This is a genomic window from Neptunomonas japonica DSM 18939 (assembly GCF_000422765.1).
GTDB classification, from domain to species: domain Bacteria; phylum Pseudomonadota; class Gammaproteobacteria; order Pseudomonadales; family Balneatricaceae; genus Neptunomonas; species Neptunomonas japonica.
The window spans coordinates 14,945-41,322 of record NZ_AUGR01000002.1 but is presented as its reverse complement, the minus strand read 5'-3'; the positions used below and the strand labels follow the sequence as shown (position 1 = coordinate 41,322).

Sequence of the window (26,378 nt, the reverse complement as noted above, 5' to 3'; positions counted from 1 at the left end):
CCTTATACTTCAGTATCAGGTTTTGCTAAGAGGCGTTTATCGTTTTGTCGTAGGCTACGCAAGCTACGTTTAATAGTTTTCAAATGATCCAGTAACGCTGGGCCAAGGCGCATAGCCACGCCGACAGCAAGTACATCAATGGCAACAAGATGAAGAACACGCGAAGACATCAGCGTGCTGAGGTCTTTATCTTCTTCGACATCAATATGAATAGCGATATCAGCTAAATCAGCGAGCAGTGTGTTTCCAGGGCATAGAGTGATGACGGTTGCCCCAGTTTCTTTGACCAGCTTAACCGTATGCAGTAAATCTTTGGTGCGTCCTGTTTGCGAGACGGCAACAACAACATCGCCAGCTGACATAGAAACAGCAGAGATCGTTTGCATGTGCGGGTCAGAATAAGCTGCTGCAGAGATTTGTAAACGATAGAACTTGTGTTGTGCATCACTACACACTGCAGCGGAAGCCCCAAACCCGTAAAACTCTATACGTTTTGCTTTTACTAATGCGTCAATCGCATTTTCTAGTGTTTCTGCGTCTAGCTTGTCACGAATATCGATTAAATTACCGATCATTGAATCGAAAATCTTTTGCTTAAACTCAGAAACAGTATCTTTAGAGTCCAATGCAAACTGTTCGAAGTTGGGGTTACTGGCTAACCCTTGAGCGAGCGTTAGCTTGAAATCTTGAAAGCCATCATAGTGTAGAGCACGGCAAAATCTGACGACGGTAGGCTCACTGACATTTGCTTCTGAGGCGAGGTCCACAATACGCATGTGGATAACTTCCTGAGGATTAGCCAACACAAAGTCTGCAACTTTTTGCTCCGATTTGCGAAGCTTAGGCAGAGCATCTGTAATTGACTTTAGTAAGTTTGCTGCGTTCAAAAGTAATTCTCGTTAAGCGCTGTTACGTAACGTATCAGTATATCAACGAAATATGAAAGCACATAATTTCATTGGATTTTATCCGCGCGATAGCGCAATTACTTTTCTACAAAACATGTAACTTTTTACTGATTGTTTTTTGCCATCTGGGTAATACCACGTACGTAATAAAAGAGCTGTTAGTGATCGTTGCAGGGGCTTATAGTGCATGCTATGTTTATTGTAAATCACTGAAAAATAATAACGTAAGGAGTAGGCCTTTGAAGCGTCGTCAATTTCTAAAAGGTGCCGGAGCTGCAACCGTAGCAACAGGTGCCATGATGTCTACCGCAGCTCAGGCTGCGCCAGAGTTTAAGTGGAAAATGGTAACCACCTGGCCTAAGAACTTTCCTGGTTTAGGTGTGGGTGCAAATAACTTGGCTAAGCTGATCACTGAAATGACCGGTGGCCGAGTTGAAGTAAAAGTTTACGGTGCTAAAGAGTTAGTTGGCGCGCTGGAAATTTTTGATGCAGTTTCGCGCGGAACGGCGGAAATGGGTCATGGCGCTTCTTACTACTGGAAAGGTAAAAGTCGTGCAGCACAGTTTTTTGCAGCGGTACCTTTTGGCTTAACAGCTCAAGAGATGAACAGCTGGTTGTACCATGGTGGCGGTATGGAGCTATGGGAAGAAACATATGCACCATTCGGTCTTGTGCCGGGTGCTGCGGGTAATACCGGTGTGCAGATGGGTGGTTGGTTCAATAAAGAGATCAACTCTGTGGCTGATCTTGAAGGCCTTAAAATGCGTATGCCTGGCTTAGGTGGTGAAGTACTTAAGCGTGCTGGTGGTACGCCTGTGCTACTTCCTGGTGGTGAAATATTCCCTGCGCTACAGTCGGGTGCCATTGATGCAACTGAGTGGGTTGGCCCGTACAACGATGCTGCATTTGGTTTGCATAAAGCGGCTAAGTTTTACTACTACCCGGGTTGGCATGAGCCAGGTACAACACTTGAGTGTTTCATGAACAAAGAAGCATTCGAGAAACTACCAACGGATCTGCAGGTCATCGTACGAAATGCTATTCGTGTGGCTAACCAAGATATGCTGGCTGACTTCACAGCGAAGAATAACCGTTCGCTTGAGCAGTTGGTTAACGAACATAATGTGCAACTCCGTAAGTTCCCAGACGATGTACTGGCTACTCTGAAATCACTGTCTGATGAAGTTATTGCTGAAGAAGCGGCTAACGATGAGATGACGAAGAAAGTATTTGATTCGTTCGTTAAATTCCGTGACCAAGCAACGAAATGGCATCAAGTATCTGAACAGGCTTACCTCAACGCACGTAACCCTGTTTAAGTTTGCTTAGATAACAACGCTTCAATTTAAAGCCGGCATTAGCCGGCTTTTTTGTGTGTCCGTGTAAAAAATAGTCTGCAGACATCAGCAAAAGCATACTTCAGCTTACCTAGCACTAGATAAGTGTGCTCTGTTGAGGAAAGTCCAAGCAGCTTCTCATCAAATAGCTTAATTAAATTCGGTTGCTAAAGCATCAGCGGCACATTTTTCTTCCTGCTCAGGGGAGGGTGCTCCAGACATACCGATTCCGCCAATGACAGCACCATTGTTTGTTATTGGTAAACCACCAGGTAGAAGTAGAATATCATCGCCCATTTTGGCCAGTTGAGAAAATTTTGGCATATCGACAAAAACTGCCAGTGTTGACGTTGGCATTTTCAGTGAAGCAGCAGTGTATGCTTTACGAAAACTTGTTTTAGCTGAATGAGGGCCAGTATCCTCACCGCGCTGGAAATATATCAGTGTGCCTTGTTGGTCAACGATGCTCACCGATGGCGTAAACCCTTGTTCGACACAATTTGTATAGGCTGTTTTAGCTATCTGCTGCGCAAATGTAGTTTTTAGTACTTCGACGGTGGGTAAATCTTTTGCGAATGTTAGGCCAGACAACAACATACTGCCTATTAACAAAACTGTTCTTTTCATACAATGTACTCAATCTATAGATTAAAAACCTCACTTTAAGCAACACTGCGATTAAACTCTGCAATCAAGATTGCAGTTACTAAGAAAAATGGGCTGATAATAATGTGGGATCTTTTAGTTTTATCTTTTTATATCCCAATTCAATTGCGCCTATATTTTGTAGTTCATTCAGATGAACGCCCACGGCCTCTCGAGTTACCCCGAGCAGCGAGGCCAGATCGGTTTGAGTTATATTCAAAGCCTGTGTTGATTGCCACTGCGCTACCTTCAACAGCATTTGAGCTATACGGGTGCGTAACGAGAGATTAACTGCTCCGAAGTAGCGATCAAAAAAATCAGTACTATATAGCGCGACCTGTCTCAAAATTGAACGATATATCTCTGGGTATTCATCTAATATCTCATCCAGATAGACCCCTTTCATAAACGCGACGTGGCATGACTCCAACGCATTAGCATCCTGCGGGCGAGTGCCCTCACCAAAATAACCCATAAACCCGAACCAATCTCCAGGAAGAAGGTCCTGAACCAGCGTATAGCGCCCTTCACTATCGCTGCTACTGAAGCGAACCACACCAGATAACACACAAAAAATCCCTTCTGCTGTATCTCCTGCTTGATGAATGATCTCTCCTGAAGACAATTTAGAAGACTTCATGTCTTTTGATAGCTGAAGTCGACGTGACTCATTCAGCAGAGAAAAAGGGCTGTCATCAGTAAACAGGAGCTGGTTGTTTAAAAGCTCAGATGCCATAGTTAAAACTCTTCTACATCTGTAAATTTGTTAGAGAACATTTCACATGAAAGACTCTAAAAAGGCAATATGTAACGCCAAGTACCTAAGTTCAATTTACCCAATATTGATTGTTAGGGCACTCAGAAGTAAAGCAAGCTATGTTACCGAGCTCGCATTGAGTTGGTTTCTGACTAGTCTCTGTTTTCCCTGGATGTCCACTTTTAGCACAATCCACCCATATAGCAGCCCAAAAAAAGAGCCGTAGATAAAAGATCTACAGCTCCTCTTTTTAGATGGTGGGCTAACCCTTATCCGTAAACAGCGTGAGGTAACCAGGTTGCTAACGCTGGCCAAGCGGCTAATAGTCCTAGCATGGTGAGCTGTATGGCAATGAAGGGGATGACGCCTCGGTAAATTTGCCCTGTTGAAATGGACTCAGGAGCAACGCCTCGTAAGTAGAACAGGGCAAAGCCAAAGGGGGGCGTGAGGAACGATGTTTGCAAGTTAAGTGCAATCATAATGCCCAACCAGATTGGGTCGAGCCCCATGGTCAGCAAGATTGGGGCGACAATAGGAACAACAACAAATGTGATTTCAATAAAGTCTAAGAAGAACCCGAGTAAGAACATAACTAGCATAACCACTGCTAGGGCTCCCCAGACGCCACCAGGCAGGTCTGTTAAAAAGTCCCGCACCATGTCATCGCCACCAAAACCACGAAACACCAGTGAAAATATAGATGCGCCAACCAGTATAATGAATACCATCGAACTGACCTGAGTCGTCGAGCGCATTACGCCAGTCAACGTCTCCAGATTGAAGTTACGCTTAAAGATAGCCAGCACCACCGCTCCAACCGCACCCACGGCAGCCGCTTCTGTCGGTGTCGCTAATCCGCCTAGAATTGAGCCTAAGACCAAACCTATAAGTAAAATGGGTGGCACTAAAGCACTAAGAACCTTGCCCCAAAGGTTATCTACTGCATCACGTTCTTCTTTAGGAATAGCAGGAACAGAGGAAGGCGAGATAACGGCTTTTCCTACGATATAAAGCGTATAGGCAAATACCAGTAATAGCCCCGGAATGAGTGCTCCTAAGAAGAGGTCACCCACCGTAACGGTTTCAGGAGAAAATAAACCTTGGTCGATCTGCGACTGCTGATACGCGGAACTAATCACGTCTCCCAAAAGTACCAACACGATAGAAGGTGGGATTATTTGCCCTAGAGTCCCAGAAGCACATATAACGCCACAGGCAACCTGAGGGTCATAACCACGGCGCAACATGGTCGGCAGGGATAATAGGCCCATTGTTACTACGGTCGCACCGACAATACCGGTACTGGCTGCTAGCAGCATTCCTACGATGGTTACTGAGATGCCTAAGCCGCCGTTCATTGATCCAAAGAGTATCGACATTGTGTCGAGAAGCCCTTCGGCAATTTTGGATTTCTCCAGCATGACGCCCATGAAAACGAACAAGGGTACCGCGATCAGTACTTCGTTATTCATGATACCGAATAATCGGTTGGGTATTGCCTCAAGAAAAACAGAGTCAAAGTGCCCGGTTAACGCTCCTATGCCCGCAAAAAGAAGACCGGTTCCTGCAAGAGAAAAGGCAACGGAGTAACCCATTAATAGGACGATGACCGCGCCTAAAAAAAGAAAGAGAGAAAGGTATTCCATCATACTGTGTGCTCCGATACATCTTCTTCAAGGAGGTGCCCCTGGCCTGTTAGCACGAGAATGCAACGGCAAAGCTCTGATATCCCTTGCAGGATAATTAAGACAGGCATAGCGATTAATGCTGTTTTGAGAATATACCGAAAATCTAAACCTCCGGATTCTTGAGAGCCTTCCAGAAGCGACCATGACGATGCTACATACTCCCATGAGATGTAGGCGATAAAACCGGCGACAGGGAATAAGAGTAATAAAATACCAAAGATATTTATCCAGGCTTTACCTCGTTCACTTAACGGGCGATAGAATATATCTACACGCACATGACCATCATGTTTGAGTGTATAAGCTGCACCTAAGAGGAAAACAAAACTGTGCATGTAAACTACTGATTCTTGTAGGGCTATGTTGCCTACATTAAATACGTAGCGCATAACAACGATTACAAACGTGACGATCACCATAAACAAGGTTAACCAAGATACGGTTCGCCCTGTCCATTCGCTGAGACCATCGAGTAATCGGACTAACTGACTAAGAAAATTGCTCTGCATTATTCTTCTCTTATTAGCAAGATAGGTTCTAAAGTTGTGTTATTTAAAAGTATAACAACAAAAATCCGCTATATTTATCCGTAATTCCACCGGTTTATCTACTCGATGGCTGCAAAATCCTCTAAATCCCTTACAATAGCGGTGTTACTTACCCAAGCAGAGATCTATATATGACTGATAGACTGCCCGTAGAGGCGCAATTACGCTCACTGGATCATAAAAAATTGGCCGCTTACTGTGTTGCAGTAACCGAGCGTCAGTTTCCGAACTTTGTGCTTTTTAATAAGCTAGTTGAGTTTGGTGATCTGAAACAGCTGGAAACAGTATTGGACGGTGTGTGGCAGTCACTGGTACCTGGCGGTGCCAAAATGAATTTTGAGGTGCAGCTAGATAGAGTCGATGCCAACATGCCCGATCTTGATGAGCATGAAATGTATGGTGCGTCACCGGCATTAGATGCCGTTGTCTCTTTGTATTCAACGCTGATATGTATCTTGGAAGCGGATGTTGATGAAGCGATCGCTGTGGGGAGCGTTTCTCGAGAATGCGTCGCGATGTTTATCGAAATATCTGAAGGCGATGACCAGATGTCAGATGTAGAGATACTTCGTCTGATCAACAATCATGACTTGATGGTTCAAGAAGATGAATTTCAGGAAGAAGTGGTTGAACGTTTAATGAAGATTAAACAGCTGGATAAAACCTTTATAGGCGAGTTACGTGAGCTAGCACATAATCAGGGTGTTAGTAATATTGGGATAAGTGACGAAGACGCCTAATGCTCAGAATTGGATTAATACTGCTGGTAGTCCCTTGTTTATTGCTCATGGGGGGCTACATGTATGAGCAGTCCCTCGTCGGTGACTGCTTAGACCTAGGTGGTTCATTTAATTATGAGCTACTCGTTTGTGATCAAGAGAATAATCATTCTTTCATTCCTTATATGGCAAGGCATCCCCAGTTTGTAAATGGTGGCATGCTGCTCTCTGTTATCGGGTTGTTTTTTTGTATTATCGGTCTGTATAAACGCAGCTAATTTCGGAATGTAGAAAATATATTATGTTCAAAAAATCACTCTTAATCATGTTGTTGATACTGGTTGTTGCTGCGATCTATGGTTGGTTAAACAGAGAGAGCTGGCTGGCGGACTTTAATCAGGAAAGGGCGGTGACTACTGCACAGTTTAAGCAAGACGGTCAGGCTTATGGTCAGGCAACGGATCAACAAAACTGTTTGGATACTGCATTACAACAATTTGATGGGTGCCTAGGGTTTAGTTGTACGGTTAATCAGGGTGTGTTTTTGAAAGCATGCTTGAGCCAAGCAAAAGCAAGTGAAGGCTTTTGTGATGGTGTGCCTGAATACCGTGAAACACCGACTGAAGATGATAAAGCTTGGGCCAAATATTATTGCTGGAACAATAATATTAAAGGCGAGGGTTGTCGTTTTTTAATGAAACAGCAAAAATATTTTTGTAGCCAATAACAGGCAATTCGTCATTTATTTTCGTCATTCTCACAAGAACAACAGTCTGTTACTTCAATAATCTGCTTATATCGACTATTTTTAATATCTGCTTAGACTAAATGCTGAGCAAAAAGTAGTCGGTAGGAACTCCTCTGACACCATCGCGTAATAACAATAATAATTTTGGGTACGCATGCATTATCACAAGTTACTCTTTATTGGCCCTGTAGGCGCCGGTAAAACGTCGGCTATCCGTGCGGTTTGTGACGGCCATCATAATCTTGAAACAGAAGCGAAAGCTTCTGATATGACGGGGTTACGCAAGGCCACGACAACTGTAGCAATGGATTATGGATGCCTCACACTTAATGATAACGAAGGTGTACAGCTTTACGGTACGCCGGGGCAAGCGCGTTTCAAATTTATGTGGGAATTACTTGCCAATAATCTGGCAGCAGATTGTGCTGGTATTGTCTTTTTAGTGGATAACACACGTAATTATCCCATGCGTGATCTTAAATATTATTCGCAAGAATTTGCAGAACTGATCGCTCGAAAAAAAGTCATTTTAGGCGTTACTCGTTCTGATTTACGAGATGATCCAGGATTGCTTGAGTATCAGAAAGCGCTGTTAGAGCTGGGCATTGAAGCATCCGTGCGTTTTATTGATGCACGTAAAGCGAGCAGTGTACTGCCCTTAGTAAAAGAGCTGGTGGGCGATAAAGTTACCTTTGATGGTTGGTCTGAGCTTGCTAGCCAGGCACTGGGTAGCGAAGAAGAAACATTATTCGAAGAAGTGGAATTGCCACAGGATGACGCCCACTTTGCCATTCAGGATTACCTGGGAGAGGAGGTCGTTATGAAAGACTCAATTATTGATGATGTGATGAATCTGAAAGGCGTTCGTGGGGCTGTATTAACGGATGATATGGGCGAGATTATTACATCCTCTATTGAGTCGACAGACGTAAATGACTTTGTGGGCTTTGTTGCTGGAGTGGTTAATGTCTTTGAAGAAGCCTCTGGTTTAGGTTCCGTTCAAAATATTTGTATAAAGAGCAGTAAAGAGGACAACCTTTCAGTGTTTATTGGGGGGGAAAAGGCCCTAGGGGTGCAGTCTTCAAACCGAGTCTCTGTTAGGACACTCAAACAGCAAGTCGATGACTTGTTGCAGTGGAGTTAACTGAAATGGAGAAGATACTAAAAGATTTTGAACGTTTAGGTGGGATACATCATAGTTGTTTGATGAGCACTGACGAAATGATGGCCTCAACATTTCCAGAGACGCTTGAAGAGAACCTGATGGGTGCTTGTAGGGTTGTTTATCAAATGTTTATGGCTGTTGAAGGTATGGGCTGCAGCCATCGAGAAATATTTATTGAGTTGGAGGAGAGTTTATTAATTGGTTATTACATCGCCGATGAAACGGTATTAGCGTTGCTGACTGACAAAGACGTCAACCTGGCATTGATTAATACCAGCGTGAGATCTTCATTGGGACGTATTAAAAAGCAGCTAATACCCCCTAATGTAGAGCCACCTGTTGTTCATGCAGCGCCAATAAACACTGAAAGCCAAAGACGTGTAGAAGTTGAATTGACAGGGCTTATGGGAAATTTACAAGAAGGTCTCGCTGAACATATAGGGCCCGCGGCTGAAATTGTATTTGATGATGCATACGCTGACTGGAAAGCGACACACGGAGTAAAGAGAAGCAAAATAGCTGAACTTATTAAAGCACTCGCGTTTGAAATTGAAGATAAAGCAGACAGAAGCCGTTATTTACAGATGGCAGTTCAAACGGTGCGTACATTTAACGCACAAAGCGTAAGGTCATAGATTTTTAAAAGTTATGACCTTGGCTTGTTAGCTATGGTTTATATAGTAAGAATTACCTTGCCTTGGGTATGGCCGGATGCAATATCTTTAAAAGCGTCAGCTGTATTCTCTATAGGATAGGTTGCTGTAACGTTTAAACGTAATAGCTTGCTCGCATTAAGCTGAGCTAATGATTGGAGTTGCTCGGCATTTGGCTCAACACGCAGGGGCAAAACATTGAGCCCTCGCTCTTTACCTGCAGCGATAACTTCATCTTTTGTTACCGAGGGAAGCGTGACCATTGTGCCAGACCCTTTCAGACAGGCGAGAGCCTCTATCGCTGTTTGTCCGCCAACACCGTCAATGACTAAGTCAACATCTTGTACTGCATCACTCACATGCTGCTGGTTGTAATCAATGACTTGATCACAGCCTAGTTGAGTAAGGAATAATTGGTTTGCCTGTGATGCGGTACCTATAACCGTGGCGCCTTTCCATTTTGCGAGTTGAACCGCTAAGTGGCCGACACCTCCTGCAGCTGCCAGAATCAGAACCTTTTGCTTGGCGAGCAGCTGTCCTTTATCGAAAAGTGCTTGCCATGCAGTAAGCCCTGCTAGTGAAAGTCCTGCAGACTCTGTTAGGTTACACTGCGCGGGTAGCAGACTAATTTGATCACAAGGCACTGCAATTTCTTGGGCATAACACCCTGCTGCGCTAGGAAACCTCACAAAACCAAAGACGTGATCTCCCGATGTAAAACCTGATACATCGGCCCCACAGGCAATGACGGTACCTGAGAACTCCCAGCCCGGCGTAAACGGTAGGTCGCCAATAAATGGCGCGGCACCACCGCCACTGCAGGTTTTCCAATCAATAGGGTTAACGCCAGCGGCATGATTTTTAACGAGAACCTCTCCTGCTTTAAGCTGCGGTTCTGGTACTTCTTCATAAACTAATGCTTCGGGTCCACCGAAGGTATGAATTCGGATCGCTTTCATGGGTTTTCTCCTGAGTGGGCCTTAATAGTTCGTCTAAGTGATTAGCTATTTTCAAAATATTAGAGGTTATCTTTGCAGCCTGAACAAAGCAATTCTGTTAGTCTTATCTGTTTTAAAATCGGCTGATAAGTGAGAAAACATGTACTTTTTGGTATTACTTGAACAAATACTGTTTTGGGGTGGTCTTATTGTTTTTTTGGTATCTCTGGCCATGTATGCCGGTAGAACAAAAGACTTTAAGTCTTTAGTGATGTTCTGGCAGCCTACCATTGAGTTTAGCCCTAAAGAGTTCAAGGTTAACCGTGCAGGCATGATGATGATCGTTGGTTTGGTCTTACGTCTTGCGGTTAATTTCATCGTTTAATATTAGGAGGGAAAATGCGAGGCAATCCGGTAAAAGGAGCAGGGTATTTGCTCAGAGGGTTCAGTATGTTACCTGAACCCGGCATTCGGCAATTTGTATTGATACCAATGTTGATCAACATATTTATCTTTTCCGGTGCAATTTGGTTGCTGATAAATGAATTTGATGGCTGGGTTAATTATTGGCTGGGGCAACTACCGCAGTGGATGTCGTTCCTTGATTGGTTGTTGTGGCCGCTGTTTGCTGTATTGGTATTAATTACGGTGTATTACGGCTTCTCAATGGTCGCTAACCTGATAGCTGCACCTTTTAATGGTTTCCTATCAGAGAAGGTTGAGAAGATGCGTAGTGGAGCCGTTATGGAGGATGAAGGCTGGAAAGGGATGCTGGCTACCGTTCCTCGTGCGTTGCAGCGTGAACTATCGAAAGTTGCTTATTATTTACCACGGTTGCTTTTATTACTGATCATTAGCTTTATTCCCGTTGTGAATGTGATTGCTCCTTTCTTATGGTTTTTGTTTGGTGCGTGGATGATGGCTATTCAGTATTGCGATTATCCGATGGATAACAATAAAGTAAGCTTTAGACAAATGAAGGTTATGTTGGCTGAACGGCGCTTAACATCACTTAGCTTTGGCGCCCTTGTTCAAATTGGCATGATGATACCGCTGGTGAATCTAATTATGATGCCGGCTGCTGTTATTGGTGCGACATTATTTTGGTGCGAAGAGCATTGCTCTAATCAAAATGTGGGTCATTAAGGAGGCCCTTAGACAATAGAATCTAAGGGCTTTACTTTGTCTAACATATCGAGAGAAAAGTGGCAGCTGAATAAGCTGCCTTTGCCAAGCTGGCTGTCAATAGTCAGTTTGGCTCCATGTCGATGTAAGGCATGTTTGACTATAGCTAGCCCTAGCCCTGTTCCTCCTGTTGAAGAGGAGCGCCCCTCGTCAACACGATAGAACCTTTCGGTCAGACGTGACAAATGAATAGACTCAATACCTAAACCATTATCCCGTACCGAAAAATGTCCGCCTTCCTGATCAATCCACCACTGGATATCGACTTTGCCTTTTTGTGGTGAATACCTGACAGCATTAAATATTAGGTTTGAGAACACGCTGTGGAGTTCTTGAGGTTGGCCTAGTAGGTCATATTCCATGTCTATGTTTAGCGTAATGTCATGTTCTTTATTTTGTGAGCGCGCCAAAATAAGAGCATCTTGTTGGATAGCGTTGAGCATTTCTTGAATACGTATTGGGTTCTCATCTGGAATATGCTGGCTAGCTTCTAAGCGTGATAAAAAGAGTAAGTCAGCGACTAAACTTTCCATTCGGCTCGCCTGAATTTGCATTTGATTCATGGCACGCGTTAGTGGCTTTGGTAGTTCTTGGTCTAGGAAGGTTTCTAAATAGCCGCGAATAACGGTGAGCGGAGTACGTAATTCATGAGAGGCGTTGGCGACAAAATCCTGCCTTGTTTGCTCAAGCCGGACTAGCTGTGTGATATCTCGGGCGACTAAAAGGCGGTCGCCAAAACCAAATTCTGTAATCTGATATTGCAGAACAGTATCATTTAACACTGGGCTTGGTAGTTGCAGTGGATCTTCATAATTACCTTTGCGGAAATAGCGAATGAAGCGAGGGTCACGCAATAGGTTAATGACAGGTTTACCACGGTCAGCCGATGCTTTGAGGCCAAGCAAACGGTCTGCAGATAAATTCCACCACTCAAGATTATTATGCTGATCAATAATAACAAAAGCATCAGCAAGAGCCGATGATGATTGCTGAAAACGCACAATGATATCTTTTAACTGCTTGGTTTTACCTTGTTGGCGCTTTTGAATACGTGCTAAATCATCAAAAATATCGCCCCACGGCCCTTGTGCTTCTGGCGGTACGGTATCGGAGCGTTGTAGCCAGTTTCTAAGCTTTTCTGTCTGGCGTATTTGTACAACACACCAGATAGATAAGCCAATAACTAAGCCCCAACTCAGGTATCCGATAAGTAACCCTATTGTTGCAGATATGAGTGCAATAATAATAAGGTTACCGAAAGATGCATGTGGCGAGTTTTGCATAAAATCCGTTTAACTCTGTAGTATTAAGCGGCTTTAATTAAGCTACTTTTGTTGAGAAACGATAACCCGTACCTCTGACGGTTTGTACCAGATAATCATGTTGATTACCTAACGCTTTACGCAAGCGGCGAATATGCACATCAACCGTTCGTTCTTCTACATAAACGTTACCACCCCATACCATATCCAGCAGCTGGCCTCGTGAATATGCACGATCTTGATGGGTCATAAAGAACTGTAATAAGCGAAACTCGGTTGGTCCAAGGTCGATAGGGCTTTCATTCGATGTGACGCGATGTGACACGGGATCAAGTGTTAAGCCGTCAACAGAGACCGGGTCTTCAATACCTTTAGGAGTGGCGCGTCTTAACACTGCTTTTAGACGAGCAACTAGCTCACGAGGAGAAAATGGTTTAGTGATGTAATCATCAACACCAGCTTCTAAGCCTTTTATTTTATTTTCTTCTTCGCCTTTGGCTGTCAGCATAATGATGGGAATGTCGGCAGTGGTTTCATCCTTTCGCAGGCGTCGTGCTAGCTCGATGCCGCTCATGTTGGGCATCATCCAATCGAGCAAAATCATGTCAGGTTGCTGGTCAACAATCATGGCATGTGCTGTTTGTGCATTGTCTGCTTCGCTGCATTCATACCCTGCCATTTCCAGAGCAACAGCAATCATTTCACGAATGGGTGCTTCATCATCAACAATTAGAACTTGTTTACTAGTAGACATGTTAACCGTCCCTACGCATAAAATATGTCGGGAGTATTACACTGCTTTTATATGACATAAATGTTACATCTATGTCTTAAAGTGTCATATAGTGCAGAAAAATGCCTGCAAAAAGTGCTAACCCAGCATAATGGTTGTTCAGAAACGCTTTAAAACACGGCTCACGCTCTCGGTCTTTAATTAAAAATTGTTGGTATATAAAGAGAATGGCAGCGATCGCTAAGCCTAAATAAAAGCTCCAACTAAAGTTAAGTTGCTGGCCTACTAAAAGGAAAATTATGAGGGTCAATAGCTGTAAAGTACCAATAATTACCTTGTCTAAATCCCCAAATAAAATGGCTGTCGATTTCACACCGATTTTCAAATCATCGTCACGGTCAACCATGGCATACATAGTATCGTAAGCTACCGTCCATAGTATTTTGGCGATATAGATGAGCCATGCGATGGTAGGAATTGATTCGTTTACAGCAGTGAAAGCCATCGGAATAGCCCAACCAAAAGCAGCACCGAGAACTACTTGTGGTAAGTGAGTATGACGTTTCATGAAGGGGTATAAAGAGGCTAGAAACAGCCCGCCAAATGACATCAAGATAGTCATTTTATTAGTAAAAAGTACCAAGCTAAAAGCAATTAGCATCAGTACGGCAAATAGAGTCAGCGCTTCTTTACTACTAATACGACCGGTTGCCAACGGGCGTTGTGAGGTACGTTTAACGTGTGCATCTATCTTTCGGTCAGCAAAGTCATTGATAACGCAGCCGGCTGAGCGAGTGAGGAATACGCCTAATACAAAGATAATGATGAGTTTGGTATCAGGGATGCCTTCTGCTGCTATCCATAACGCACAGAGTGTTGGCCAAAGAAGTAGGTAGCTGCCAACGGGACGATTAAACCTTGTTAGATCAATATAGATCGCAAAGCGCTCTCGAAGGGATAAAGCAGGTTTTGGTATGGTTTCTGACATGGAATTAGTATCGGCAAGTTTGAATTATGGAGTGTAGTGTACCTGCTCCAGTGCCGGGAGAAAAACTTCACACACGAGAAGCGGTTTCCCTGATAGGAAAAACTTAGAGCGACGCGCCCACACAGTTTGTTGGTTGGATAGACGTAAGCGTGAAATTTGTAGTGGCCCACGGTGCATGGTTGGATCACTAAACAGGACGCTGCCCAGAGAACGGTTTCCCACATGACTCAGCTGGCGCTCACGTCCTGTCATTGTGGATGCAGGAATGATTGAACGCGCATAAACCCATACTTGATCGTTGCCTAACAAATGGACTTCGCGAATTAAGGCCAGCTGGCGAAGAGGTATACCTAGCGCGAGAGCTTCAGAACGGGTAGGGCGAGCCCAGCCTTGGCGTACTACCTCTACACGAAACTTGCCATTACTGGCGTTGAGTAGGTGTTGTGTTAATGAAGCACGGTCGGTTAACCAGCGTTGCCAGCACAGCGGTGCATGCAAACGTGTTACGCGTCGCAGGCCGGTCCAGCGAACATCAAAATTCATGGAGGTCAGAGCAGAGGGAATGGGCACAGTGTCTTCCTTATTTAACCGGGCTATATTCTACCTTATCTGTCTATAAACAGTATATCTGACTGGTTCATTGGCGCTGTTTGGATTAGGATGCCGCTATGAAAAAGAACACTAGTATTGAATATAAACATGAAGACGTGATTAGTTTAAGCCGCGAGTGGGTTGAGACTATTGTGGTTGGTCTTAACTTGTGCCCTTTTGCTGCTCCTGTGGTGCGCCACGATACGTTGCGTTATGCCGTTAGTGATGCGCAAACTGCTGAGGGGCTGGCCAGCTCTTTTTTAAAAGAGCTTAACCTAATTCAAGATGCTGATGAGAAAACGATCGCCACAACTTTGCTGATAATGCCGCAAGGGCTGGCTGACTTTTATGATTATCTTGATTTACTCGCCCATTTTGAAAAACTGCTAGCAAAAGCAGGGCTATCAGGTGTGTTTCAACTCGCTAGTTTTCACCCGGCATACCTGTTTGCTGGCGTTGCTCCTGATGACTTGAGCCATTGGACAAATCGCTCTCCGTTCCCCATGGTACATATTATTCGCGAAGGTCAAATGAGCCGGGTATTGATGCATTACGAGAATCCGGAAGAGATTCCCGAGCGCAATATTAGATTACTGCAAGAGATGGGGCGTGAAGGCCTAGAGAAGCGCTTCCCGTCGTTTGCTGATTTTATTGATTAAGCAGCGACGACGCAGTTTCGTTGGCTACTTTTTGCTTTGTAGAGTGCTTGGTCCGCCTGTTCAACGAGTTCGTGAGGGTTGTTACTGCTAGAGGGTATTAAGGTGGCGACACCTTGGCTAACCGTCACGACTAAACCTGTTGATGAGCGGTCGTGAGCAATGCCCAATAGCATGATCTGATTGCGAATAGCTTGCGCTACACGTTGAGCGCCTTTTTTGTCGGTATCAGGTAATAAAATAGCGAATTCTTCACCGCCATAGCGGCATACGGCATCGTGGGAGCGGTTAACCGTTGTTTGCATTACGCCAGCAAGGCGTCGCAGGCAACTATCACCGGCTAAGTGACCATAGCGATCGTTAAACGCTTTGAAATGGTCAACATCTAACATGATTAAAGAGAGTGGCTGGCGGGTACGGGCACTGCGACGCCATTCCATTTCTAAGCTCTTTTCAAATTCCCTACGATTATTGACGCCTGTTAATCCATCAATACGAGCTGAGCGCTCAAGAAAATCACGTGATCTTTTTAGTTCTAGCATCATGCTGATACGGGCACGGATAATACCCGCCGCACGATCCTGAACTAGGTAATCAGAAGCGCCATGTGCATAGGCTTTAAGTTCTTGTTGATCGTCACTTTCTGCGCCGACTATCGCAATGGGTACAAAGGTGTTGTTGATATTTTGTATCAGGCGCTGGCAAAGCAATAGATTATTTAACCAGTCATCCGTTGCGTGTATTAATACAAGATCTGGTGTTTGCTCTGCAGATTCTAATTGCTGTTTAAGGTCGCCCAGTGTTGCCGGGAGGAGAATGTTGTAGTCACTGCGCAATGCCTCAATGAGCTGCCACACCAGTGTTAAGCCTTCGCTGGCGAAAACGGCAATCGTGTGATGTTCTGAGTACTTACACATTTGACGAGAATCGTATTCGACCTTGTTGTCTTCCCCGGCAAAAAAAGCACTCACTTCATTAATTGACGCTAGACCAATTAATTTACGGTTGTCAGGTGAGAAAATAACAGGTACTCGTGATCCTGTGTGGCTGTTTTCCCAGCGATCTTGCCACTCATCGAGGATGTCTTCGGCATCCATATCGATAGACAATTCTGTAGGTAATCCCGCGGCTTCCAAACAATCATAAATAACCGTAGGGCTCGCAATATCTAAGCCGTCTACCCACATCGCTTTGTAAAATAGATCTCTAAAAATAATGGCTTTTTGGCTATCGATTTGTGCTGCAGCAATAACACATAGAATTGCAAAGCGGCTATCAGGGCGTTCAGGCGGAAGAGAGATAGGTATTTCACTGGCATAACTACGTACTGAAAATACATCACTTGCCAGCTCTGCGAGCATATCGGGGGTATTTTCATAGAGGCCAATATCTTGTGCATGCTCTACTAAGCGGTAATCAACTTTATCAAGAAGGTTGAGTGCTTTGAGGCGTTCGTGTAAAGCATAGCTATAAGGGCAGTTAAGGTCGCCATAAACAACATATTGGTTCAGCGTAACGTTAGACATGTGTAATACCACTTATGTTTTCTTATCATATGTATAGCGGCTAGACCGAGCGAAACTTGTGGAATATGTCAGTTGTTACTGATTTGATGGATGCTAGAAAGAAAAAAACAGCCGGCTCGGCTGTTTTTTTTAAGCAATAAAGTAGATCTATTTACTCTTTAGGCTCTTCCGGTTCACTAATACCTGCTGTTTGCTTAATCTTTGAAAGTGGTTGGTGACGTACGTCGGTGCCACTCACAAGATAGATAAGATGTTCAGCCATATTACGTGAATGGTCTCCAATACGCTCCAAGCTGCGTAATACCCAAATAACATTCAAACAGCTGGAGATTGCACGCGAATCTTCCATCATATAAGTCATGAGGGAGCGCATCGCTGTTCGGTACTCTTGATCAACTGCCTTATCTTGCTTGGCTACGTGATAGGCAAGCTCTGTATCGTTACGTGCAAAGGCTGTTAATACATCTTTCACCATGGAGCGCACCAAGTTGCCGATATGACGTACTTCCTGGTAGCCACGCTGTGATTCACCATCTTCTACTAACTCGATAGCATGACGGCAAATACGGCTGGCTTCATCACCCATCCGCTCAAGATCATTAACAGCTTTTGAGATGGCAACGATTAGGCGTAAATCACTCGCTGCAGGCTGGCGTTTAGCTATGATGGTGGTGCAGCGCTCATCGATCATCAGCTCCATGTCGTTGGTTTGTTTATCAACACGACGTGAACGCTCTGCTAATTCGGCATCGCCGGTTAATAGTGCTTCCACTGCATCGTGCACCTGGCGCTCTACTATGCCACCCATAGTGAGAAGTTCGGTGCGGATCTGCTCAAGCTCATTATTGAACTGCTGAGATATATGGGTCGAATAGGTATCTTTAGTGAGTTCCATGGTAACGGTACTCCGTCCTTATTAGTGATTCACAAACGAAAAGTTTATATGTTTTATTATTAACCGTAACGGCCAGTAATGTAGTCTTCGGTTTGCTTCTTTTCTGGGTTAGTAAAGAGAGTATCAGTCACACCAAACTCAATAAGGTCACCCATATACATGAAAGCAGTATAGTCTGATACGCGAGCTGCCTGTTGCATGTTGTGTGTCACGATAACGATGGTGAAATCGTTTTTAAGCTCATGGATTAGCTCTTCAATTTTCAACGTAGAGATAGGATCCAGTGCTGATGCCGGCTCATCTAGAAGTAAAACTTCTGGCTTTACGGCGATCGTCCGAGCAATAACCAAACGCTGCTGCTGTCCACCGGACATTCCTAGCGCACTTTCATGTAGACGGTCTTTAACTTCATCCCACAAAGCCGCAGATCTCAGTGCCCACTCTACGGTTTCGTCTATATCACGTTTCTTTTTAATGCCCTGAATACGTAAGCCGTATGCAACGTTTTCATAAATTGATTTTGGGAATGGGTTCGGTTTCTGAAAAACCATACCCACACGGCGACGTAAATCAGCAACATCGACAGTGCGATCAAAGATATTGTTGTCATCGAGTAGAATCTGGCCATTAATATTACAGCCATCTACTAGATCATTCATACGGTTAAAGCAGCGTAATAAAGTAGATTTACCACAACCGGACGGCCCGATGAATGCGGTTACACGCTTTTTAGGGATGTCCATGTTAATACCATGGAGTGCTTCTTTGTCACCGTAGGATAAACGTAGATCTCTTACTTTAAGCGTCGTTGTTTCGGTATCCAGATCTAAAGTTCTGGCTTCACGCTGCAACGATGAGATATCGATACCATGTGTTTTAGCGTTAGTTGTCATTTTCATTCTAACCTTCTCAAAGTTATTCGTTATACAGCGTTACATTTCTAGCGATTTATACTTTTCACGGAGGTGATTACGAATCTGCACCGCTGAAATATTCAGTAGCGCAATAACCGCAACCAAAAGCAGAGCCGTTGCATAAACAAGGGGGCGTGCTGCTTCGACATTCGGGCTTTGGAAACCAACATCATAGATGTGGAAGCCCAAGTGCATGAATTTCTGGTCCAAATGCAGGAACGGATAGTTAGCATCAAGCGGTAGGCTTGGTGCCAATTTAACCACCCCGACTAGCATCAGCGGGGCTACCTCACCGGCGGCACGTGCAATAGCCAAGATAACGCCAGTCATCATGGCTGGGCTGGCCATCGGTAATACCACTTTCCATAAGGTTTCTGCTTTGGTAGCACCTAGAGCAAGCGAGCCTTCACGCACTGCACGAGGGATACGTGATAAACCTTCTTCTGTGGCAACAATAACAACCGGTACCGTCAATAGTGCGAGTGTGATTGATGCCCAAACTAGACCTCCCGTACCAAAAGTAGGTGATGGCAATGCTTCTGGATAAAACAGTCTATCGATGTTACCTCCAAGGAAGTAAACAAAGAAGCCAAGCCCAAACACACCATAAACGATTGATGGAACACCTGCCAAGTTGTTAACGGCGATGCGAATCAGGCGAGTAGTAAAGCCTTGTTTAGCATATTCACGCAGGTAAACCGCTGCAATAACACCAAACGGTGTGACCAGTATCGACATCAATACGACCATCATCACGGTACCAAAGATAGCAGGGAATATGCCGCCTTCTGTGTTTGCTTCTCGAGGGTCATCTGAGACGAACTCTTTGATTTTTTCAGCATAGTGAATCAGCTTAGCGCCGACAGACATGTCATTTGGTCGAAATGCGCGAACAATTTTAGCGACAGCAATATCGATCTCTTGGCCACCAGATACTTCAGCAATAATTGTATCCCGATTGATTTCTGTATAAAGGTCAATCAAGCTTTGCTGTAGCCCTTCGTAAGACGTGTTCAGCTCTTTTCTACGTGCTTCGATCTCTGCATAAGGTGCTGGATCAGAAACCTCTTTTAGCTCAAGCGCACGTTGCTTTAAACGCAGTCGTTCAAGCTCATAGTTAATAGAACCAATTTCATGCTTCTCAATCTGGTAAATGTCTTTACGTATGATCAGGGCTCGTTCAATGCTGGCTTCAAAGCCTTTCCATAATGCTACGTACTCAGGGGTTTTTTCATAGCCGTCATATTGACCAACTAATTTATCGCCTTCCTTAAGTGCACGCAGGTAACCATAAAAATTACCCCATTCACGACGCTCTGCGGTGAACAGCATTTCGGGGTTACTACGCTCAGATAGGTTATTATCCAAGACCCAGGTGAAGTCGGTTCCAGTAACATCGCGGTTACCAATCTTCATTAGGTCACGGCGCATCATTAGTGTTCCTTCAGGAACGATAACACCGGCATCACGCAGCTGTTCAGCAGGCACTTGTTCCGACTCTACAATTTCGCCGATAACACGGCTTTTTTCACCATTAAGAGAGTATGTTGCCTGCTGGATATCTGCAGGCCAAAAATGCCCAAGACCACGTACAGCAATCAGGGAAAGTAGGCCTACTACCATAATCACACAGATGGCTACTGCCCCTGCATTTAACCAGACCCATGGTGAACCGGATTTGGTCCATTCTGTAAAAGAGACTTTCATCGTCTTTAATCCTTAATCATCAATGGGTTACAGAGAACCGTATTTTTTACGTAAATGTTGTCTTACCAGTTCGGCCAATGTATTGACCACAAAGGTAAACATGAACAGAACAAAGGCTGCGAGGAACAAAATACGGTAATGAGTGCTGCCAACTTCTGACTCCGGTACTTCTACCGCAATGTTGGCCGCTAAGGTACGCATTCCTTCAAAGATGTTCATATCCATAATAGGGGTGTTACCGGTAGCCATTAATACGATCATGGTTTCACCAACCGCACGTCCCATACCTATCATTAAGGCAGAGAATATCCCTGGACTCGCTGTTGGCAGCACAACACGTGTGAGTGTTTGCCATGGTGTTGCTCCCAGCGCTAATGAGCCATAGCTAAGGTGCTTCGGTACAGCAAATATAGCGTCTTCTGTAATTGAGAAGATGGTAGGAATAACCGCAAAGCCCATAGCAATACCAACAACGAGCGCGTTACGTTGATCGTATGAGATATCTAGTTCATTGCTCATCCATAGGCGCATATCACCGCCAAACAGAATGCCTTCTATACCATCAGATACAGATAGGCTGAATAGCGTAGCGAGGATAACGACAGGAAGAAGGAGCGCAGCGTCCCATCCTTCGGGAATCATGAAACGGTATTTGTTAGGCACCTGTGCCCAGGCAAAGCCGAATGCAACTATCGCGATAGGCACGAAAAGAAGGGTGACAAAGATGCCTGCTAGCTGGTTCTCCATAAATGGCGCCAGCCATAAGCCTGCAAGGAAACCGAGAATAACAGTAGGTAATGCCTCCATTAATTCGATGAAAGGTTTTACCTTACGACGCATCGCAGGAATCATGAAGTAGGCAGTATAGATTGCGCCACAAATGGCCAGTGGCGTACCTAATAACATGGCATAAAAAGCGGCTTTCAACGTACCGAAAGCTAATGGCATTAAGCTATATTTAGGTTCGAAGTCATTGTTGGCCGCAGATGACTGCCAGATATACTCTGGTTCTTCATAGCCTTCATACCAGACTTTATCCCACAAAGCAGACCAAGAAACATCGGGGTGCTCATTATGAATTTCTAGTAAAGATAGTTGCCCATCTTTTTCGATAAACATGGCATTTGAGCGTGGTGCATAGCTGATGCTATCTGCAGTACCTTTAATAACTGTTGCGGTGAGTGCGTTGCGTTCAGCTGTTGTATTGAACAGGCGCAGAGTACCTAGTTCATCAATAGAGGCGAAACCTTTGCGGCGGTGCTCGATGGTAAGGTCAACAACGGCTGCGTTGCCTCCACTAAATTCACGAATCTTAGTGAATTTCCAATCAGTGTCTTCGTCGCGAATAAGAAACCACTGAGATACTTTTCCTAAATCATCGGCGATGAGTACAGCATTACCACCTAACAGCATTTGGAAGTTGGTGATATTGCCTTTACTCGCTTCAATTACTTGTGTTGTTCGTGGACCGTCTTCGGCTTTAAGGTCAACAACGGCAAGTGTGCTTTTACCTGCCACCAGTAACCAACGTCTGTCTGGGAACAACAAAAGTTTTTGCGCTTTTAGGTTAAATTGAGGAAGCGCTTCAGACTCCGTTGTCGTCTCAATTTCGCCTGTCATCATATTTTCTTCGACAGAGATCTTAGTCTGAGTCAGCCCAGTTTCATCACCACCGATTAAATTCCAATTTTCTTCAGTATGAGAGATACCTAAAAGCTTGAGTGGTCTGTTACCAATATGTATCGGCGCTTTGCCTAAAGGGTAAATCAAAGCGGGGGTTATAACGCGCTCACCATCTGGGTATGAAGAGGTGTAATTGTGTTGAATGACCAGTGCATCACCGTTGCTGAAACCGATAGCAAATTGGCGTAGTGGATCTGAGATAGTCGAAAGACCAGTAATGCTGCTGTTAGCTGGTATATCAATTGTTTCGGATTTAATAACTGAACCGTTCAAGGTATTGAAGAAGACGACTTCTCCTTGATCAGTAACACGAACACCAATTTCAGCCTGCTCTTCCATGGATAAATATAACGTCTTGCCACTTCCTGGAACTGAGTAGCTTTCTATTGCCTGCTCATTTTGCTGCCATGGCTGCACTTTAGCTGACTGAAATAGCGGCATTACTTCATAAAGTAGGTAGAAGAAAATCAGAAGAATCGCAACGATGACACTAATGCCGCCAACCGCAATACCACCTGAGGCCAGTTTATCCTTAAGTGCGCGAAACTTACGCATGCGCAGCTGGGCCGGCGTGTTGAAGTCAATTTGAGGAGCTGATGTGTTTTCAATACTCATGGGGAATGTAGTCCTAATGGATCCATGATAATAGTGGCTATAGGATAAGCAAATTATGTGACACTAATGTTACGGAGCATCATAAACGCAAAAAGGGAGTGTCTTTCGACACTCCCTGCTTGGCGAGTCTAGTAGGCTGCTTTTACAGGCCTAGATCAGCCATCTGTTTAGCAACAACTTTTGCTGGCAATGGGATGTAGCCATCTTTTACAACGACTTCCTGACCTACTTTAGCCAGTACCATTTTCAGGAACTCTGCTTCCATTGGAGGAAGAGATGCGCCTGGCTTTTTATTAACATAAACGTATAAGAAACGAGACAGTGGGTAAGCACCGCTGACAGCATTTTCTGGTGTTGCTGCTACGAATTTACCGCCTTCTTTCTTAGCCAATGGTAAAGCGCGAACCGATGATGTTTTGTAACCAATACCTGAGTAACCGATGCTGTTCAGTGATGTTGAGACTGACTGTACAACAGAGGCTGAACCAGGCTGCTCGTTTACATTGTTTCTGAAGTCGCCTTTACACAATGCTTTCTTCTTGAAGTAGCCATAAGTGCCTGACACAGAGTTACGTCCAAATAACTGAACGCTTTTGTTGGCAAGAGCGCCTTCAACACCTACTTGTCCCCATGTTGTGACATCTTTAGCGGCGCCACATTTACGAGTAGAAGAGAAAATGGCATCAACCTGTGGAATAGATAATCCTTTAACTGGGTTATCTTTATGTGTAAATACGGCAAGAGCATCAATAGCAACAGCAACAGGTGTTGGTTTGTAGCCGTATTTCTTCTCGAACGCTTCGATCTCTTTGTCTTTCATTTTACGAGACATTGGGCCCATGTTAGAGGTGCCTTCTGTCAGTGCTGGTGGCGCAGTAGATGAGCCAGCCGCTTGAATCTGAACGTTAACATTTGGGTATACGCGTTTGAACTCTTCAGCCCACAACGTCATCAAGTTAGCCAATGTATCTGAACCCACACTAGATAAGTTGCCAGATACGCCAGAAGCTTTTGTATAAGTTGGCAGGTTAGCATCCAGCAGGTCTGTAGCATTAGCTGTTAGGCATGTGGCAGTCATTGCTACAGCCGCGAATAACTTCTTCATGGGTTTCATTTTTTAGCTCCAAACAAACTATGGGTTTATTAAGTTAGTTGGCCGTAATATAAATACAATTTGTGACAAGAATGTGACAGTCGCAGGCTGTAAGCTGAAAAGCAGGCTAAAGTTATTGAATTGTTAGGAGTGACGTTTCAGTATCTGCTAATATGGTGGAACTGTTTTATACTTAAGTCTAAACTTTTGTGTAAGTATCTTCGAATTGTTAAAAATAACAAAATATTGAACAAGAAAAATAATGAAAAGTGAACAATCTGATTTAACGCCGCGTGGTGAATTGACATTAAAAGTTCCTGCTAGTCATGCAGCGACTAATGTTTTTGGCGATGTATATGGCGGTTGGGTGTCTTCGCAAGCAGTATTAGCTGCTGAGATGCGTGCCGGAGGTGAAACCGCAGGTCGTGTTGCTACGGTATCTATTGGTGGTATGGAGTTTATGTCACCGGTACTCGTGGGTACCATTCTGAGTTTTTATACGGATATCGTTGAAGCGGGTAATAGCTCTATTCGCATGAAAGTAGAGGTATGGGGACGCTGCCCTGATGGCCGAGCTTTACGCAAAGTTACAGAAACCGAGTGTGTACAAGTCGCTATTAATGATGATGGGCATATTCGTTCTTACGAATAGGTCCCACTTGATTGTTACGCCTGTCTAGGCAACGCTGCTGTTTAAGTATCAGCGTTGCCATATAAGTAATTGATTATTGGCAGGCATTAGGCAGTCTTCTACTAGTAATAAACCCTGTTCATGTGCAAGAGCATTAACGGCTTCAAACTCACGTATTCCGCTCGCAGGATCACGGTCTTTCAGCCATTGATCAAACTGTGCGTTACTCGCTGATGTATAGGTGTTGTTGTAGCGAAAAGGACCATAAACAAATAAATAGCCGCCTTTTTCGATGAGTGTACCGATGCCTTTAAAAAAAAGTTGTACCTCTTCCCAGCTCATAATATGTAATGTATTTGCGGTGTAAACCCCGTCATACAAGGCGCTCGGCCACGCTTTGTTTACGTTCAGTTCGATGGGGGATAAAACACCTTGGGAGGCATATTGTTCAATGTTAATCTGCAAAGCATCTAGGTATCGCTCTTGATCAGAGGGCTGCCAAGTCAGGTGCTGGTGGTGTGAACTTAAAAATAATGCGTGTTGGCCTGAACCACTACCAACTTCTAAAATAGTTTTACGGTATGCCAAGTAAGTAGACAGTTTTTCTAAAATCGATTGTTTGTTGCGCTCGCACGCTTCGCTGTAATTGAGCATATGAACTAATGTTCTTTTGTTGATAATTTAATTAATAGGTTGGCCGTTAAGAGTTAAGACAAAAGAAAAACAAAACAGTTTCGTTCATGCTAGTCACATAAAGGTTTATAGAAAGTGTTTATGTCGATCATATCTTTATCATAGTCACCACTTGTCGTGATGAATTTTCCGATACCCCCACGTTTGTTTTTATAATCAACAAAGGCTAACGCAATAGGTACTTGTGCTCCATGAGCAATATGGTAAAAACCACTTTTCCATTGTTTTACGCGCGCTCGAGTACCTTCTGGCGACATCATGATACGTAGTTCGGGTAGCTCTTTGAATTTTTCTATCGTTGCGTTGACCATATTATTGGAGTGTGAGCGGTCAACCGGTATGCCACCCATCCAGCGCATTAAACTGTCAAACGGGAATTTGAAAATGCTTTGTTTACCAACCCAGTGTAGCTGAGTATCTAACGAAAACGCTATCATCAAACTTAGAGGCATATCCCAGTTTGATGTATGTGGCGCTGCAATTAAAACGCATTGTTTGACATCTGGAGGCATACTGCCAACAATTTTCCATCCTAAGAGCTTAAGTGTCACGCGTGAAAAGCTACGTAGCAGGGGGCGAATAATTGGAGCAGTGAACATGGTTTTTTGTAGCATGCAGGTGCAGTCTCTGAAATTTATTATTTTTATTCTAGACGAAGTGAAGTATAACGGCATTGCTTAGCGAGTGAGAACTGCTCAATCGTTAGAAATAAGAATATAGAGGGTATTAATGGGTACGCTTTTAACACTGCTGAGTCGATTCTGGTTGGCAATTACATTACTGATACTGCTGGCTATTACGCTTCTTTCTTTATGGCCTGCCGATGGTTTGCCTAGTGTGCCGGGAACGGACAAAACACATCATTTTATCGCTTATGCCGGTTTAATGTTCCCTGTCGCATTACGCCAGCCTAAGTACTGGTTAATTATTGGAATGTTTTTTATTGGCTGGAGCGGCGCTATTGAACTCATCCAGCCGTACGTAAATCGCTATGGTGAGTGGTTGGATATGCTGGCCAATAGCACAGGGTTACTATGTGGGATGTTATTGGCCCGCATGGCTACATTTTTCTTCGATGTAAAGCCTGCTAATTGAATGGA

General features: G+C 44.2%; 29 protein-coding genes. 11 read left to right on the top strand and 18 right to left on the bottom strand.

What is annotated here, in order from left to right; all coding sequences use genetic code 11:
* Positions 1-2: 2 nt before the first annotated feature.
* Positions 3-887 (bottom strand): transcriptional regulator HexR, encoded by an 885-nt coding sequence (gene hexR / locus G511_RS0102265; RefSeq protein WP_028468185.1) that lies wholly within the window; start codon positions 885-887, stop codon positions 3-5.
* A gap of 260 nt (positions 888-1,147) precedes the next feature.
* Here hexR and G511_RS0102260 point away from each other — a divergent pair, with 260 nt between their 5' ends.
* Positions 1,148-2,227: a TRAP transporter substrate-binding protein gene (locus G511_RS0102260; protein ID WP_028468184.1), complete on the top strand. Its 1,080-nt coding sequence runs from the start codon at positions 1,148-1,150 to the stop codon at positions 2,225-2,227.
* Between the two features lie 168 nt (positions 2,228-2,395).
* Here G511_RS0102260 and G511_RS0102255 read toward each other — a convergent pair whose 3' ends face one another.
* The 4 genes from G511_RS0102255 to G511_RS0102240 form a co-directional block, all read right to left on the bottom strand.
* Entirely contained in the window at positions 2,396-2,872 is a 477-nt protein-coding gene (locus tag G511_RS0102255; RefSeq protein WP_028468183.1) for a GlcG/HbpS family heme-binding protein, read from the bottom strand.
* Positions 2,873-2,951: 79 nt separating this feature from the next.
* Positions 2,952-3,626, bottom strand: coding sequence for a Crp/Fnr family transcriptional regulator (locus G511_RS0102250; protein WP_028468182.1), 675 nt, complete (start codon positions 3,624-3,626; stop codon positions 2,952-2,954).
* 290 nt (positions 3,627-3,916) lie between these two features.
* Positions 3,917-5,296, bottom strand: a complete 1,380-nt coding sequence (locus G511_RS0102245; RefSeq protein ID WP_028468181.1) for a TRAP transporter large permease — start codon at positions 5,294-5,296, stop codon at positions 3,917-3,919.
* Complete coding sequence (locus tag G511_RS0102240) at positions 5,293-5,844, bottom strand: TRAP transporter small permease subunit (protein ID WP_028468180.1); 552 nt, start codon at positions 5,842-5,844, stop codon at positions 5,293-5,295. The genes G511_RS0102245 and G511_RS0102240 overlap by 4 nt, the downstream gene beginning before the upstream one ends.
* A gap of 170 nt (positions 5,845-6,014) precedes the next feature.
* Between G511_RS0102240 and G511_RS0102235 the strand changes: the two genes are divergently transcribed.
* The 5 genes from G511_RS0102235 (at position 6,015) to G511_RS0102215 (ending at position 9,150) form a co-directional block, all read left to right on the top strand.
* Positions 6,015-6,623 carry a DUF416 family protein gene (locus G511_RS0102235; protein WP_028468179.1) on the top strand — a complete coding sequence of 203 codons (609 nt, stop codon included), beginning with the start codon at positions 6,015-6,017 and terminating at the stop codon, positions 6,621-6,623.
* Positions 6,624-6,682: 59 nt separating this feature from the next.
* Positions 6,683-6,880, top strand: a complete 198-nt coding sequence (locus G511_RS0102230; protein ID WP_342664779.1) for a hypothetical protein — start codon at positions 6,683-6,685, stop codon at positions 6,878-6,880.
* 23 nt (positions 6,881-6,903) lie between these two features.
* Entirely contained in the window at positions 6,904-7,329 is a 426-nt protein-coding gene (locus tag G511_RS0102225) for a hypothetical protein (protein WP_028468177.1), read from the top strand.
* 175 nt (positions 7,330-7,504) lie between these two features.
* Positions 7,505-8,494: a GTP-binding protein gene (locus G511_RS23720; RefSeq protein ID WP_051221445.1), complete on the top strand. Its 990-nt coding sequence runs from the start codon at positions 7,505-7,507 to the stop codon at positions 8,492-8,494.
* 5 nt (positions 8,495-8,499) lie between these two features.
* Positions 8,500-9,150, top strand: a complete 651-nt coding sequence (locus G511_RS0102215; RefSeq protein WP_028468176.1) for a DUF8082 domain-containing protein — start codon at positions 8,500-8,502, stop codon at positions 9,148-9,150.
* A gap of 38 nt (positions 9,151-9,188) precedes the next feature.
* Here the strand turns inward: G511_RS0102215 and G511_RS0102210 are convergent, their stop codons facing one another.
* Positions 9,189-10,127: an NADP-dependent oxidoreductase gene (locus G511_RS0102210; protein ID WP_028468175.1), complete on the bottom strand. Its 939-nt coding sequence runs from the start codon at positions 10,125-10,127 to the stop codon at positions 9,189-9,191.
* A 139-nt stretch (positions 10,128-10,266) separates the two neighbouring features.
* Between G511_RS0102210 and G511_RS0102205 the strand changes: the two genes are divergently transcribed.
* Both G511_RS0102205 and cysZ read left to right on the top strand, forming a co-directional pair.
* Complete coding sequence (locus G511_RS0102205; RefSeq protein WP_028468174.1) at positions 10,267-10,491, top strand: hypothetical protein; 225 nt, start codon at positions 10,267-10,269, stop codon at positions 10,489-10,491.
* A gap of 14 nt (positions 10,492-10,505) precedes the next feature.
* Entirely contained in the window at positions 10,506-11,252 is a 747-nt protein-coding gene (cysZ, locus tag G511_RS0102200) for a sulfate transporter CysZ (protein WP_028468173.1), read from the top strand.
* An 8-nt stretch (positions 11,253-11,260) separates the two neighbouring features.
* Here cysZ and phoR read toward each other — a convergent pair whose 3' ends face one another.
* The 4 genes from phoR to G511_RS0102180 all read right to left on the bottom strand — a co-directional run bounded on the left by phoR (position 11,261) and on the right by G511_RS0102180 (position 14,844).
* Complete coding sequence (gene phoR, locus G511_RS0102195; RefSeq protein ID WP_028468172.1) at positions 11,261-12,574, bottom strand: phosphate regulon sensor histidine kinase PhoR; 1,314 nt, start codon at positions 12,572-12,574, stop codon at positions 11,261-11,263.
* Positions 12,575-12,611: 37 nt separating this feature from the next.
* Positions 12,612-13,307, bottom strand: a complete 696-nt coding sequence (gene phoB, locus G511_RS0102190) for a phosphate regulon transcriptional regulator PhoB (RefSeq protein ID WP_028468171.1) — start codon at positions 13,305-13,307, stop codon at positions 12,612-12,614.
* Positions 13,308-13,383: 76 nt separating this feature from the next.
* Positions 13,384-14,274 carry a 4-hydroxybenzoate octaprenyltransferase gene (ubiA, locus tag G511_RS0102185; RefSeq protein WP_028468170.1) on the bottom strand — a complete coding sequence of 297 codons (891 nt, stop codon included), beginning with the start codon at positions 14,272-14,274 and terminating at the stop codon, positions 13,384-13,386.
* A 24-nt stretch (positions 14,275-14,298) separates the two neighbouring features.
* Positions 14,299-14,844, bottom strand: a complete 546-nt coding sequence (locus tag G511_RS0102180; protein WP_028468169.1) for a chorismate--pyruvate lyase family protein — start codon at positions 14,842-14,844, stop codon at positions 14,299-14,301.
* Between the two features lie 98 nt (positions 14,845-14,942).
* Here G511_RS0102180 and G511_RS0102175 point away from each other — a divergent pair, with 98 nt between their 5' ends.
* Positions 14,943-15,524, top strand: coding sequence for a DUF1415 domain-containing protein (locus G511_RS0102175; RefSeq protein WP_036551007.1), 582 nt, complete (start codon positions 14,943-14,945; stop codon positions 15,522-15,524).
* On the opposite strand, the gene G511_RS0102170 is transcribed toward G511_RS0102175, so the two are convergent.
* The 6 genes from G511_RS0102170 to G511_RS0102145 form a co-directional block, all read right to left on the bottom strand.
* The gene (locus G511_RS0102170) at positions 15,521-17,047 is read right to left on the bottom strand and encodes a diguanylate cyclase (protein WP_245573799.1); all 1,527 of its coding nucleotides are present in this window, start codon (positions 17,045-17,047) and stop codon (positions 15,521-15,523) included. The two genes, G511_RS0102175 and G511_RS0102170, sit on opposite strands and share 4 nt — an antisense overlap.
* 151 nt (positions 17,048-17,198) lie before the next feature.
* Positions 17,199-17,942, bottom strand: coding sequence for a phosphate signaling complex protein PhoU (gene phoU, locus G511_RS0102165; RefSeq protein WP_028468166.1), 744 nt, complete (start codon positions 17,940-17,942; stop codon positions 17,199-17,201).
* A 59-nt stretch (positions 17,943-18,001) separates the two neighbouring features.
* A complete protein-coding gene (gene pstB, locus G511_RS0102160) occupies positions 18,002-18,835 on the bottom strand; it encodes a phosphate ABC transporter ATP-binding protein PstB (RefSeq protein ID WP_028468165.1) in 834 nt (277 codons plus the stop codon).
* A gap of 39 nt (positions 18,836-18,874) precedes the next feature.
* Positions 18,875-20,563, bottom strand: coding sequence for a phosphate ABC transporter permease PstA (gene pstA / locus G511_RS0102155; protein WP_028468164.1), 1,689 nt, complete (start codon positions 20,561-20,563; stop codon positions 18,875-18,877).
* Positions 20,564-20,590: 27 nt separating this feature from the next.
* A complete protein-coding gene (locus G511_RS0102150) occupies positions 20,591-22,861 on the bottom strand; it encodes an ABC transporter permease subunit (protein WP_028468163.1) in 2,271 nt (756 codons plus the stop codon).
* Positions 22,862-23,003: 142 nt separating this feature from the next.
* Entirely contained in the window at positions 23,004-23,975 is a 972-nt protein-coding gene (locus tag G511_RS0102145; protein WP_028468162.1) for a PstS family phosphate ABC transporter substrate-binding protein, read from the bottom strand.
* Positions 23,976-24,216: 241 nt separating this feature from the next.
* Between G511_RS0102145 and G511_RS0102140 the strand changes: the two genes are divergently transcribed.
* Positions 24,217-24,606 (top strand): acyl-CoA thioesterase, encoded by a 390-nt coding sequence (locus G511_RS0102140; protein WP_028468161.1) that lies wholly within the window; start codon positions 24,217-24,219, stop codon positions 24,604-24,606.
* A 48-nt stretch (positions 24,607-24,654) separates the two neighbouring features.
* Here G511_RS0102140 and G511_RS0102135 read toward each other — a convergent pair whose 3' ends face one another.
* Positions 24,655-25,239 (bottom strand): DUF938 domain-containing protein, encoded by a 585-nt coding sequence (locus tag G511_RS0102135; protein WP_028468160.1) that lies wholly within the window; start codon positions 25,237-25,239, stop codon positions 24,655-24,657.
* 89 nt (positions 25,240-25,328) lie between these two features.
* Positions 25,329-25,892: a lysophospholipid acyltransferase family protein gene (locus G511_RS0102130; protein ID WP_028468159.1), complete on the bottom strand. Its 564-nt coding sequence runs from the start codon at positions 25,890-25,892 to the stop codon at positions 25,329-25,331.
* A 115-nt stretch (positions 25,893-26,007) separates the two neighbouring features.
* Here G511_RS0102130 and G511_RS0102125 point away from each other — a divergent pair, with 115 nt between their 5' ends.
* On the top strand, positions 26,008-26,373 hold the full coding sequence (locus tag G511_RS0102125) for a VanZ family protein (RefSeq protein WP_028468158.1): 366 nt from the start codon (positions 26,008-26,010) through the stop codon (positions 26,371-26,373).
* The last annotated feature ends 5 nt before the right edge of the window (positions 26,374-26,378 follow it).

What these genes read in the sequence shown, in the direction of transcription:
- G511_RS0102255 (WP_028468183.1), bottom strand. Translation starts at nt 2,872, where the DNA reads ATGAAAAGAACAGTTTTGTTAATAGGCAGTATGTTGTTGTCTGGCCTA.
- G511_RS0102250 (WP_028468182.1), bottom strand. Translation starts at nt 3,626, where the DNA reads ATGGCATCTGAGCTTTTAAACAACCAGCTCCTGTTTACTGATGACAGC.
- G511_RS0102245 (WP_028468181.1), bottom strand. Translation starts at nt 5,296, where the DNA reads ATGATGGAATACCTTTCTCTCTTTCTTTTTTTAGGCGCGGTCATCGTC.
- G511_RS0102240 (WP_028468180.1), bottom strand. Translation starts at nt 5,844, where the DNA reads ATGCAGAGCAATTTTCTTAGTCAGTTAGTCCGATTACTCGATGGTCTC.
- G511_RS0102235 (WP_028468179.1), top strand. Translation starts at nt 6,015, where the DNA reads ATGACTGATAGACTGCCCGTAGAGGCGCAATTACGCTCACTGGATCAT.
- G511_RS0102230 (WP_342664779.1), top strand. Translation starts at nt 6,683, where the DNA reads ATGTATGAGCAGTCCCTCGTCGGTGACTGCTTAGACCTAGGTGGTTCA.
- G511_RS0102225 (WP_028468177.1), top strand. Translation starts at nt 6,904, where the DNA reads ATGTTCAAAAAATCACTCTTAATCATGTTGTTGATACTGGTTGTTGCT.
- G511_RS23720 (WP_051221445.1), top strand. Translation starts at nt 7,505, where the DNA reads ATGCATTATCACAAGTTACTCTTTATTGGCCCTGTAGGCGCCGGTAAA.
- G511_RS0102215 (WP_028468176.1), top strand. Translation starts at nt 8,500, where the DNA reads ATGGAGAAGATACTAAAAGATTTTGAACGTTTAGGTGGGATACATCAT.
- G511_RS0102210 (WP_028468175.1), bottom strand. Translation starts at nt 10,127, where the DNA reads ATGAAAGCGATCCGAATTCATACCTTCGGTGGACCCGAAGCATTAGTT.
- G511_RS0102205 (WP_028468174.1), top strand. Translation starts at nt 10,267, where the DNA reads ATGTACTTTTTGGTATTACTTGAACAAATACTGTTTTGGGGTGGTCTT.
- cysZ (WP_028468173.1), top strand. Translation starts at nt 10,506, where the DNA reads ATGCGAGGCAATCCGGTAAAAGGAGCAGGGTATTTGCTCAGAGGGTTC.
- phoR (WP_028468172.1), bottom strand. Translation starts at nt 12,574, where the DNA reads ATGCAAAACTCGCCACATGCATCTTTCGGTAACCTTATTATTATTGCA.
- phoB (WP_028468171.1), bottom strand. Translation starts at nt 13,307, where the DNA reads ATGTCTACTAGTAAACAAGTTCTAATTGTTGATGATGAAGCACCCATT.
- ubiA (WP_028468170.1), bottom strand. Translation starts at nt 14,274, where the DNA reads ATGTCAGAAACCATACCAAAACCTGCTTTATCCCTTCGAGAGCGCTTT.
- G511_RS0102175 (WP_036551007.1), top strand. Translation starts at nt 14,943, where the DNA reads ATGAAAAAGAACACTAGTATTGAATATAAACATGAAGACGTGATTAGT.
- G511_RS0102170 (WP_245573799.1), bottom strand. Translation starts at nt 17,047, where the DNA reads ATGTCTAACGTTACGCTGAACCAATATGTTGTTTATGGCGACCTTAAC.
- phoU (WP_028468166.1), bottom strand. Translation starts at nt 17,942, where the DNA reads ATGGAACTCACTAAAGATACCTATTCGACCCATATATCTCAGCAGTTC.
- pstB (WP_028468165.1), bottom strand. Translation starts at nt 18,835, where the DNA reads ATGACAACTAACGCTAAAACACATGGTATCGATATCTCATCGTTGCAG.
- pstA (WP_028468164.1), bottom strand. Translation starts at nt 20,563, where the DNA reads ATGAAAGTCTCTTTTACAGAATGGACCAAATCCGGTTCACCATGGGTC.
- G511_RS0102150 (WP_028468163.1), bottom strand. Translation starts at nt 22,861, where the DNA reads ATGAGTATTGAAAACACATCAGCTCCTCAAATTGACTTCAACACGCCG.
- G511_RS0102145 (WP_028468162.1), bottom strand. Translation starts at nt 23,975, where the DNA reads ATGAAACCCATGAAGAAGTTATTCGCGGCTGTAGCAATGACTGCCACA.
- G511_RS0102140 (WP_028468161.1), top strand. Translation starts at nt 24,217, where the DNA reads ATGAAAAGTGAACAATCTGATTTAACGCCGCGTGGTGAATTGACATTA.
- G511_RS0102135 (WP_028468160.1), bottom strand. Translation starts at nt 25,239, where the DNA reads ATGCTCAATTACAGCGAAGCGTGCGAGCGCAACAAACAATCGATTTTA.
- G511_RS0102130 (WP_028468159.1), bottom strand. Translation starts at nt 25,892, where the DNA reads ATGCTACAAAAAACCATGTTCACTGCTCCAATTATTCGCCCCCTGCTA.
- G511_RS0102125 (WP_028468158.1), top strand. Translation starts at nt 26,008, where the DNA reads ATGGGTACGCTTTTAACACTGCTGAGTCGATTCTGGTTGGCAATTACA.